This window comes from Psychrobacter sp. (genome assembly GCF_036731945.1).
Lineage (GTDB): Bacteria > Pseudomonadota > Gammaproteobacteria > Pseudomonadales > Moraxellaceae > Psychrobacter.
Genome location: NZ_DAINDI010000013.1, coordinates 7,855 through 16,968, shown reverse-complemented (window position 1 = coordinate 16,968; position 9,114 = coordinate 7,855). Strand labels below are relative to the sequence as shown.

The following is a 9,114-nucleotide window of genomic DNA, read 5'->3' as shown; positions in this document are numbered from 1 at the left end:
GTACCAACTCAAAACCACTCACATCAGGCAACATCACATCCATGATGACCACATTGAAATCCTCGGTCATCAAAGCATGATAGCCACCAAGTCCTGTCGTTTGGTGCTCAACAATAAAGCCCGCCTCACTCAAACCTTTTTTAATATAATCACCAAGTGACAGCTCATCTTCGACCAATAGTATTTTCATAGCGTACTCATGCCCGTTATTTATAATTTTTATGCGATTGCATCATATACAAGTTGCAAACCTCCAATCATAGAGCAATACCAGCGCTATACCTATGCCAGACGGCTAAGATGACAAAATTGTCATCTTAGCGTCATCTCATTGTCAGGCTGATACTGCTATCATTTTTGGAGAAAAATCAACAAGGTTAGTTTGCGCTTTATAAAGCCATGCGTGCAAACAAAGACAGTACAAACCAAGTATACGCGGATGTTGAGTCTGCTAAGCAGTGGTTATAAGCTCATAAAATGCAATAAAAAACCTTTTAGTGATCGGCCAGGCCTTTAAATAGCCTAAGCAATATAAATTAATAAAAAAAACATAAACAACGTAGCGGGAGACTACCTTATGCAGCATTCAAAAGAAGAAAAAATGAACCCGTATGTCAGATTTTCATTGATGATTTTAACGTCAACCATCGTCATGTATATCATGATGTATTTTAATACTTATCAATGGGATCACGTTTATTTTAGCGAAACCAGAGCTTATATGGCGCTGTATATGGGCGCTGCTATGTCGGTCATCATGTTGGCGTTTATGAACCATATGTACAAAAAAAACAAAGTCAATCTTATGATTTATGGGCTGAGCATCGTAATGTTTGCCGTTGGTCTTTGGGGCGTCAGATCCCAAGCGACCGTTGATCAAGTTGACTGGATGCAGGCGATGATACCGCACCATTCGATTGCTATTTTGACCAGTACCCGCGCCGATATCGACGACCCGAGAGTGCGTAAACTTGCCGATGATATCATCGAGGCGCAAGAGCGCGAAATTGGCGAAATGCAAGAGCTAATCGAAGAGCTTAAATAAATTAAAGAAGTGCTGTCGTTTAATCACTTAGTAAATTGATCGCTCAAAAAACCTAAGAATTGAACGCCATAGAACTTAAAAAGTCCAGAAATTGAACAACCAAGTTAAAAAATTAACTAATATTTTAATAAATGCTCGTAGTTAAATGGCTGTATTTAACGCAGTCATTTAACTATTTTTTTTCGGTAAATTTTCCTTAATTTGCCACTTTTTACGCCTTATTTAAACAAAGGATACACCATGAAAATTACTAACCATTCCCGTCTTGGGGTGCTTACTACTAGTATTAGTGCTGCCTTGCTTATCAGTGCTTGTCAGCCTGCAAATGAAGAGGCTGCTAATGAAAACGCTGCGCCTGCTACAGAAGAAGCAATCGTCAATGACACGACTGACACGACTCCCGAAACAGCGACCAGCCCGCACGCCAATCACGATATGGCAGCGATGAGCACAGATACTGAGCACATGTCGGTGACGCACAAAGCGTACAATGGCTCGATGGTAAAAATGCACGATGCGATGATGGTTGGGATGAATTACAACGATCCCGATACCGCGTTTGCGCAAGGGATGCTCGGTCATCATGTCGGGGCGGTTGAAATGGCGGAGATTCAGCTAAAATACGGTACGGATAAAGAGATGCGTCAGCTAGCGCAAGAAATCATCGACGCCCAACAATCTGAGATTGAACAAATGCAAAGCTGGCTCGCCAGTCATCCTGATGCAACTGAAGCCATGCCTGATACCAAAGCCATGCAACAAGCCTACGCTGATGGGATGGATGCTATGCACGATGAGATGATGGCGGGTATCGCGGACCCTAAACCTGATATGGCGTTTGCGCGCGGTATGTTACCGCATCATAAGGGTGCCGTTGATATGGCAGAAGTAGAGTTAAAATATGGTAAAGATGCCGAAATGCGTCAGCTGGCACAAGCGGTTATCGACGCGCAGCAGGCTGAAATTGAGCAAATGCAAAATTGGATTGCCAAAAATGGCGGCTAGTATTTTTACATAAAATACTAGGTTTGTTAAGTATGAAAAGTCTGTTCCTTAAATTAAAAAACCCAGCTAAGAATCTTAGCTGGGTTTTTTTTACGAATAATAATTTCTTAAACTTTAAACAATGATGGCATGCTGTTAGACATTTTTACCATGTTGCTTTTGCTGAATGTCTTTTGCTAAGTTATAGCATTCATTGATATGGTCGGTGGCGATTTTTTTGAAAATCATATAGCCCATGGTCGCGGCGACCATTTGTCCACCTAAAGGAATGAACTTAGTCACTTGTTTGGCGGCAATACGACCGCCGAAACCTTGGACGGTCTTTTTCACGATACCACGTGTCGCCATTAGTCCTGCAAAATCAACCGTACGGTCTTTTAGCGCTTGCCAATGGATGGCGCGTGATTCTAAATCGACGGCAGACTGGCGGCCTTCAATCAGTCCAAAACGCTCACTGATCTCAGGTAGCAGGACGGTCAGCATGCTGGCATCGACTGCCACGTCAAAAAATGGAATAGGTACGATTGCAACACCAGCAGAAAGCTTGGCGCGTTTTTTGACCAATTTTTCGCACTCCTTTTTGACTTTATCTAGGTCTAGATTAGGATCGATGGTATTAGGCAGTTTTTCAGCGGTTGGGGTGGTTTTCATGACGCGTCCTTAAAATGTTTAAAAAATAGAAAGTAATTAATATAGTAAAAGCAAACTTGGCAAAAATGATGAGTGTCTTATAATTTTCTCATAAGTCATCTTCTCATAACTCATCTTGAATGTTTACCATTTTATGGCTTTATAAGCGCCTTACAATCATTGCTTTGTAGCAAAATGCAGAAAATTGCAGGCTCTCTACACCGTTTTTGTAAATAAAGGGCAGGTTGCCAAGCAAGTGTTTAAACATTCGCCATCTATAGCCTTTGTTTTTCCTACATGATATGTCATATAAATTACGCCATAAGGCATAATTGGGCAATCGCCAAACCTAGACGATACTGCTAAAAATTCTCATTGTGGCTATGTGCCAAAGCCAGTAGAATAGCACCATGCTAAATTTAACCCCCCGTTATACCTGCACTCGCATCGACGAGTTGCCCGCCGCGTTGCAACCACTTGCCGCCCAATCCTTTACCCTTGCTAGGCTTTATGCGGGTCGCGGTATCACTGCGCCTGATGAGTTAGAGACTGGTTTATCTGGTTTATTACCTGCTGAAATGCTGTATGGCGTCACCGAAGCGGTGCGTTTGTTAGATGTGGCCATCGACGAAGGTCAGCGTATATTAATCGTCGGTGATTTTGATTGCGACGGGGCAACCAGTACCGCATTGATGATGCGCGTGCTGACAAAGATGGGCGCGGTGGTGGATTTTTTAGTCCCTGACCGTTTTAAATATGGTTATGGTCTGACGCCAGAGATTGTTGAATTAGGTATCCAGACTTATAAGCCCGACATGATTGTGACGGTCGATAATGGTATCTCAAGCCATGACGGCGTGGCGCGGGCGCAGGCCGATGGCATCACTGTTATTATCACTGACCATCATCTGACTACTAAAGAGACGCCGCCCGCCGAAGCAGTGGTCAATCCCAATCAGCTCGATTGCAATTTTAGTAGTAAAGCCTTGGTTGGCGTCGGCGTGGCGTTTTATGTGCTCGGACGCTTGGCGAAACTGCGCCGCGAAGCAGGCAAGTCTAGCGTGCAAGTCAGCCAATATTTAGATTTGGTCGCGCTTGGGACGATTGCTGACGTTGGCGTACTCGATAAAAACAATCGTATTTTAGTGCATCATGGTCTAAACGCCATTCGCCAGGGTCGCTGCTCGCTTGGGATATTGGCACTGCTTGAACAAGCGGGCCGTGACCCGAAGCAATTGCAGGCGCAGGATTTTGGTTTTGTTTTAGGTCCGCGTATCAATGCCGCTGGGCGTATGGATAATATGCGCATCGGTATCGAGTGCTTATTGACTGATGATTGGAGCACCGCACAGCGTTTGGCACAAGAGCTTGAGCAGCTTAACCGTACGCGCCGTCATGTCGAAGGCGAGATGCGCGCGCAAGCAGATAGCATTGTGCAAGCGTTAGCTGCTACTGATTCTAATGCTGATGTTAATACTGCCGATGTGAATACTGATGCTGACGAGAGCGATGAAACTCTTATCCAGCCTAAAACTGAAAAGTCAGCTATTGATAATCAAAATCGCAGTATTATTTTATATCAAGACGATTGGCATCAAGGGGTTATCGGTATCGTCGCTGGTCGTTTAAAAGAAAGCCATTATCTGCCCAGTATCGTTTTTGCACCAGCGGATACAGAACGCACGGGTGACGACGATGCCATCAAAGGCTCAGCGCGCTCTATCGCAGGCGTGCATATTCGTGATGCGATTGAGCAAGTGGCCGAACGTTATCCTGATTTAGTCAGCCACTTTGGTGGTCATGCCATGGCGGCAGGTTTAACCATTAAACGGCGTAATTTCGATGGCTTCGTAACCGCGTTTAATGAAGTGATGGCACAGATTGATGAAGAAGTCTTTGCCGAGCAGAAATTTACCGATGGACCCTTGCAAGCGGCTGATTTTAGCTTATGGTTTGCAGAGCATTTAGCCAACGCCAGCATTTGGGGTCATGGCTTTGCACCGCCGATATTTGACGGCGTATTTGAAGTATTGAGCTTTAAGATATTAAAAGACAAGCATCTTAAATTGTCGCTACGTTATCCTGAGGTGCAATATCCGATTGAGGCAATCCAATTCAATTTTGATAGCAATGCTTGGGATTACCGCGCCGACAAAGTGCATGTATTATTCCAGCTAGACATTAACGAGTGGAACGGCAAACAAAGCTTGCAGTTGATGGTCAAAGATTTGGCGCTGGTAAAAGAAACAGTAGAGAAAAGCGAGTAGTTGCTAGGCTTGAATAGTTTAATATTTCCATTCAATGGTTGGAAATTGCCAGTCATAACGAATGGCAAGCATCCGCAAAGTAAAAATCGTCGCCATTGCTGAGATATCAGCAATCCAAGCGCTTACGCCAAGATTTTGCAGGGCAAAATAAAGAATGCCGCCCGTCAAAGACGCACTAATATAAATCTCTTGTTGTAGCACCAGCGGAATCTCATTACAAATCATATCGCGGATGATGCCGCCGACAATAATCGTAATCACCCCGAGTAATAATGCCACCGGCACATTGGCGCCCATACTATCGGCTACCTTGATACCGATTAAGGTAAAGGCTGATAGCCCAATAGTGTCGGAGAGCTTAAGGAATTTATCAACGCGCCTAGAGTTGGGGTGAAAGAATATCTGCATCACCAATGACGAAACAGTAATAAGCGTCAAATAACTCATGTCTACCATCCAAAACAGCGGAGGACGATCCAAAATGACATCGCGCACCGTACCGCCGCCGATGGCAGTCACAATCGATACCAGTAAACAGCCAAAGACATCGAAATTCTTATGCTTGGCCAATATCGTCCCTGAAATACTACAAGCGACAATCCCAATCATATCAAACAGATAAATGAGTGAGCGCGGGTCAAAAGTAGTCATCAATTCAGAATCTAAAGCGATGGTGAGCATGCATTTTTCTCATTAAATCCCTCATATTAAAACGTCAATATCAAAGCACTGCTATTTTTTGCCCATGAAGTTAAGCGGTAAAACGAATAGTTAATCGACCAAACGAATAGAAGGCAGGTGCCAATCGAATTTAAGCGCCAGCATACGCACGAAAAAGATAATAAATAACATCATAAATTCATTGGTAACCGCATCAACGCCCCAGTAATCAAGTGCCAAATAGCTCAAGGATCCTGCAATACTGGCGGTGATATAAATCTCACGCTGTAGCAGCAGCGGTATCTCATTACAGATAATATCACGTAATAAACCACCGATAATCGCCGTCCAAACTCCCATCATAACGGCAATAACTGGCGACATATCTTGCGCCAACGCCACTTTAAAACCAATAACACTAAAGGCCGCCAGTCCAATCGCATCAAAAAATTTGAGCGCTTTATCAATCTTATGATACAGATGAAAGAAAATTTGTAGAATAAGCGAGGTAATAGTAATGACAATGACATAGTTGAGGTCAGTCATCCAAAATAGCGGATGACGATCGAGCGCCATATCGCGCAATGTACCACCGCCAATGGCATTGACCATAGAAACCAAAATACAGCCAGCAATATCAAAGCCTTTATGCTGCGCCAGCAAAGTGCCAGCGATGGCACAAGCAATGACACCCACCATATCTAATAAATACAGCAGAATATCGGGGAAAATAAAGTGATTTATCATGACTTATTTTAGCCTCAACCGTCTTTTGCAAATAATATTAGGCCTAGCATAATCAGCCCAATACCGACCAATCCCAATGCTGAGGGTAGCGCGTTATTCAACAATAGTATACCGCCAATCAAAGCAAAGATGACCTCGCTGGCTTGGGTCGAGTCAACGCCTGCCACTTCACTTGACGTCACCGCTTGCTCACGCGCATAAAAAAATATGCTGGTCGCTGCCACCCCAGCCAACAATGCAACTAACAAAGTGTTAAATAACTGGGTGGTTGCAGGTGGTTCAGGCTGGATAAAAGCGCCTAAAACCAGCCAAAATGGAAAGCTACCCAAGGTCATTAGCCAGACTTTATTAAAGGCATTTTGTAATAAGCTCGTCTCGATAGCAGGAATGCGGGCAATGAGGTTTTGTAGAGGTGAGGAGGATTTAACTTCGATGCTAGAGAGGATGGTTAAAGTAGCGTTGTTATCCGAAGTACTAGACATGACAGCAGACAAATCGAAAGCTTCTGAGACAAGCGGTTGGTTACTATGCTCGTGATGACTTTGTTCACTGTTGAGTTTCTTATCTTCTGTTACTTGTTGCGTTTTAGCTTTATCTTTATAAGGATAGTGTTTGCGTGAGTTATGTGAGACTTGCCAGACTAGTTGATTGCCGATTGGGTAACTAAAAGCCGCAATTAGCGCAGGTAGGGCACCGTAAAGTAGCATTTCTGCCATCGGCGTGCTATCTATGTCGGCAAGGGCAGAGGCGCGTAAACCTTCGCTGACGTTGACCAATACCACCCCGATAAATACCAAAAACGCATAAATAATAAACTTTTTATCGAAACGTTGCCCAAATGCCAATAGTACGAGCAAACTGGTTACGACGGTAAACATAAAGGTAGCAGCAACGACCCAGCCTGCCACGTGGTCGCCTGCATAGCAAATACCGGTATAAAATACCCCAAAGCCAATACTGCCGGTAAGACACCAAAAGCGCCAGTGCTGACGAAAAATGCTCGCAAGCGCTTGAATACGTCCAAAGCCATGTTGCAGGATAATAACGGCGCTGATAATCAGCCACATAAAGACATAGCGTAGGCTCGCTGACCAAAACCAATGGCCGCCAGCATTACTCATCAGCTCATTTAAAATAAATGTCGAGCTAAAGAACGCCCCCGCCAATAAGCCCAGTAAAATCAGTTTGACCATATATGCGTCCTTGCAGTCGGCTGTTTAGCTATAGTCAGAGCACTTTTAAACCGCTACGGTGTTACCCGCCCTAGATGTACTCAATGTACTATCCGCGGTCGGTCGCCTTGTAGCGATTCTAAAATTCCTTGACTATATTCAGAGGATGTTTAGTTTGGAATTTGGATTGCTTATTTATCTGAACTATTGATTTGTCCAATTTGCGCGAAGCTCATTCCATTATTTACCTTTAGCATCGGCCCAAATAATCTTATGCAATTGTAATTGAAAACGAACGGGAAGGGCGTCTGCCAGTATCCATTCAGCCAACTCGCGTGCCAATACTGGCACATCGGGGCTGCTCAATACTTCACTAGCAACGACTTCTTCTGCAACAGTAAACATGCTCAAACAGTGTTGCCTTTGCCCACTCATAATCGGCGCGATTCATAATGACAAATTTGATTTGGTCGTGCTGAGTGAGATAGTCGAGGTTTGACCAAAGATTTTTATCGACTTCACCTGAGCTTGGCGTTTTCAGATCCATAACTTTGCTGACCGCAGGCGGTACATTTTTTACCGTCAGCGCGCCTGCGGTTTCAAGTGAAATCTCATAACCGTCATTTAACAAACGTTGCATCAATTCAACGGCATTTGGCTGCGCTAACGGCTCACCACCCGTCAAGCAGATACGCTTACACGGATAGCTTTTGATGGTGGCGATAATGGCTTCTAGCGAATGACGTTCGCCGCCACTAAAAGCGTATTCAGTATCACAATAGACGCAGCGTAGCGGACAGCCGGTCAAGCGTACAAATATCGTCGGCAAGCCTGAGGTCAGCGCTTCACCTTGCAGCGAATAAAAAATTTCGGTCAAACGTAACCCTGCTTCGGGATCAGTGACAGGAATTGCCGAGGTGCGTAGTAAGAGCTCAGTCATAAGGTTTACAAGTACAGTTAGGGATTGATAATGCTATCAAGCATTTATTAAATAAAAAAAGCGTCAATAATCTGACTAACTCTAGAAATGTTAGTATTCAAATGAGACGAAGATTATAACGTAAAGTTTTGCATTAAACTGCCATAAGGCATTAAAAAAGATGCTGGAGTCAACCTCAGCATCTTTTTTGATAAAAAATTAACGTCATAACTAAAGCTTAATCACCAAAAAGCTAGGCCAAACGTAATAACTCATTGACCGAGGTTTTGGCTCGGGTTTGCGCATCGACTTTTTTCACGATGATAGCGGCGTACAAACTGTGTGTACCGTCTTCTGATGGCAAGCTACCGGGTACAACGACCGAGCCCGCTGGTACGCGGCCGCGATGAATCTCGCCCGTTTCGCGGTCATAAATCCGCGTTGATTGCCCGATAAACACCCCCATAGAAATTACTGAGCCTTCTTCTACTATCACGCCTTCAACGATTTCAGAGCGCGCACCGATAAAGCAGTTGTCTTCGATAATCGTTGGATTGGCTTGCAGCGGCTCTAAGACACCGCCGATACCGACGCCGCCTGATAGATGCACGTTTTTACCGATTTGGGCGCACGAACCAACCGTCGCCCACGTATCTACCATCGCGCCTT

The 9,114-nt window shown here is 44.3% G+C and carries 8 protein-coding genes and 2 pseudogenes; 3 read left to right on the top strand and 7 right to left on the bottom strand.

All coding sequences use genetic code 11. From position 1 onward, the window contains the following. Positions 1–133, bottom strand: a pseudogene (locus V7D75_RS04175) (DNA-binding response regulator); the annotation flags it as partial. A 444-nt stretch (positions 134–577) separates the two neighbouring features. On the opposite strand from V7D75_RS04175, the gene V7D75_RS04170 reads away from it, so the two are divergent. Continuing rightward, on the top strand, positions 578–1,045 hold the full coding sequence (locus V7D75_RS04170; RefSeq protein ID WP_333613531.1) for a DUF305 domain-containing protein: 468 nt from the start codon (positions 578–580) through the stop codon (positions 1,043–1,045). Between the two features lie 240 nt (positions 1,046–1,285). After that, complete coding sequence (copM, locus tag V7D75_RS04165; RefSeq protein WP_333613530.1) at positions 1,286–2,050, top strand: CopM family metallochaperone; 765 nt, start codon at positions 1,286–1,288, stop codon at positions 2,048–2,050. A 135-nt stretch (positions 2,051–2,185) separates the two neighbouring features. Here the strand turns inward: copM and V7D75_RS04160 are convergent, their stop codons facing one another. Beyond that, complete coding sequence (locus V7D75_RS04160) at positions 2,186–2,701, bottom strand: hypothetical protein (protein ID WP_200662905.1); 516 nt, start codon at positions 2,699–2,701, stop codon at positions 2,186–2,188. A gap of 389 nt (positions 2,702–3,090) precedes the next feature. Between V7D75_RS04160 and recJ the strand changes: the two genes are divergently transcribed. Further along, complete coding sequence (recJ, locus tag V7D75_RS04155; protein ID WP_333613529.1) at positions 3,091–4,947, top strand: single-stranded-DNA-specific exonuclease RecJ; 1,857 nt, start codon at positions 3,091–3,093, stop codon at positions 4,945–4,947. A gap of 18 nt (positions 4,948–4,965) precedes the next feature. On the opposite strand, the gene V7D75_RS04150 is transcribed toward recJ, so the two are convergent. The 5 genes and pseudogenes from V7D75_RS04150 to V7D75_RS04130 form a co-directional block, all read right to left on the bottom strand. Then, complete coding sequence (locus V7D75_RS04150) at positions 4,966–5,628, bottom strand: trimeric intracellular cation channel family protein (RefSeq protein ID WP_333613528.1); 663 nt, start codon at positions 5,626–5,628, stop codon at positions 4,966–4,968. Positions 5,629–5,718: 90 nt separating this feature from the next. Beyond that, entirely contained in the window at positions 5,719–6,354 is a 636-nt protein-coding gene (locus V7D75_RS04145) for a trimeric intracellular cation channel family protein (RefSeq protein WP_333613527.1), read from the bottom strand. Positions 6,355–6,368: 14 nt separating this feature from the next. Continuing rightward, on the bottom strand, positions 6,369–7,547 hold the full coding sequence (locus tag V7D75_RS04140) for a multidrug resistance efflux transporter family protein (protein WP_333613526.1): 1,179 nt from the start codon (positions 7,545–7,547) through the stop codon (positions 6,369–6,371). Between the two features lie 219 nt (positions 7,548–7,766). Continuing rightward, a pseudogene (gene queE / locus V7D75_RS04135) lies at positions 7,767–8,466 on the bottom strand (7-carboxy-7-deazaguanine synthase QueE). Positions 8,467–8,698: 232 nt separating this feature from the next. After that, on the bottom strand, positions 8,699–9,114 hold a 416-nt coding region (locus V7D75_RS04130; RefSeq protein WP_333613525.1), incomplete at its 5' end, for a 2,3,4,5-tetrahydropyridine-2,6-dicarboxylate N-succinyltransferase.

Bases quoted from the DNA above. Each gene is read 5' to 3' on its own strand.
- V7D75_RS04170 (WP_333613531.1), top strand. From the start codon at position 578: ATGCAGCATTCAAAAGAAGAAAAAATGAACCCGTATGTCAGATTTTCA.
- copM (WP_333613530.1), top strand. From the start codon at position 1,286: ATGAAAATTACTAACCATTCCCGTCTTGGGGTGCTTACTACTAGTATT.
- V7D75_RS04160 (WP_200662905.1), bottom strand. From the start codon at position 2,701: ATGAAAACCACCCCAACCGCTGAAAAACTGCCTAATACCATCGATCCT.
- recJ (WP_333613529.1), top strand. From the start codon at position 3,091: ATGCTAAATTTAACCCCCCGTTATACCTGCACTCGCATCGACGAGTTG.
- V7D75_RS04150 (WP_333613528.1), bottom strand. From the start codon at position 5,628: ATGCTCACCATCGCTTTAGATTCTGAATTGATGACTACTTTTGACCCG.
- V7D75_RS04145 (WP_333613527.1), bottom strand. From the start codon at position 6,354: ATGATAAATCACTTTATTTTCCCCGATATTCTGCTGTATTTATTAGAT.
- V7D75_RS04140 (WP_333613526.1), bottom strand. From the start codon at position 7,547: ATGGTCAAACTGATTTTACTGGGCTTATTGGCGGGGGCGTTCTTTAGC.